The 1,127-nt window shown below is 61.6% G+C and carries 1 protein-coding gene; it reads right to left on the reverse strand.

Going from position 1 to position 1,127, the window contains the following annotated elements; all coding sequences use genetic code 11:
* Positions 1–101 precede the first annotated feature (101 nt).
* On the reverse strand, positions 102–1,010 hold the full coding sequence (locus GY725_10110) for a hypothetical protein (protein MCP4004537.1): 909 nt from the start codon (positions 1,008–1,010) through the stop codon (positions 102–104).
* Between the last annotated feature and the right edge of the window lie 117 nt (positions 1,011–1,127).

Genomic DNA, 1,127 nt, shown 5'->3' on the forward strand with positions numbered 1-1,127 from the left:
CGGGTCCCCGCCATCTAATCTCCTTAGGCGACCGTGTGGCCGACCGATTCGATCTGTTTCCCGTCAGCAGAAGACCTTGAGATCAAAGGGGAATCAGAAGCTCAGCTGCCTCTGATCTCTCCCAGGTCCCCGATCATGCACTTCACGCTTCCGCCGCCTTTCTTGTAGAACTCGCTGACGTCGACCTTGACGATCGTCGTTCCGCGTTCGCGCAGTCTGCTTTCCAGGGAGTCCGAGACGCCTTCGGGCATGACCAGGAAGTGTTCGCCGTTGCGTTCGAAGGCGAAGGAGTTGGCGGCGTAGATGGCGGCGTCTTCGTCGCCCATCTCGATCAGGTCGTCTTCCATGCGGTCGCGCAACATGTCGCGGCTCTGGCGTTCGACGACGTCCAGATAGGCGAGTAAGTGGCGGCGTTGGGGGCCGAATGAACACAGGCACGTGTCGCCGTGGTAATAGCCTTCGTCCACAAGACGCACGCGCAGGATCTTGCGCTCGAATTCGTGGATCTCGTTGATCTGGCGCAGACAGGCCGGGTCGCTGCGAAAGCCGTAGATGCGCTTCCAGGGCGGAATGCCCAGGCGCGGTACGAAGCGCTGCTTTTCGATTGCGCCGTGCGTGAAGATCGTGAACACCCCGCAGGGGAATAGATCGGCTTCGCCTTCGAAGCGGCTTTCGATCGTGTGACAGGGAAGACCGAGGTTTTCGATCAGCTTGCGGTAATGGGCCTGTTCCCCGGCACGCGTGGGCGTCAGGTTCGAGAGTATGAATTCATCCCCGGCGCGGTAGCCCGCGTTGGCCGGGTACACGAGACCGGGGTGGGCCGGGTCGGGCGGTACGACTTCGACGCGCAAACCCAGGTCGCGCAATGTGTCGCGCATGCGCTGCCATTGCACGATTGCGAGTTCGCGATCGACCGACTTCTTGCGGCCCCAGCGATCTCGCGTATGGGGGTTGGCGCCTCCGACCACGGAGAAATGGGTCGGATCGCCCATCAGGATCGTATGTGTCATCGCGCCCCTCTCGCGTGCCTTCCCTGGAAACTAGCGCGGTTTCGGGAATCCCGGGTAGTTGTGCAATGCGTCGGGTTCCTCGGTTTCCAGGCTCGCGACCGGATAAGTGCAATAGGC

The sequence above is a fragment of the bacterium genome, from assembly GCA_024226335.1.
Classification (GTDB): domain Bacteria; phylum Myxococcota_A; class UBA9160; order SZUA-336; family SZUA-336; genus JAAELY01.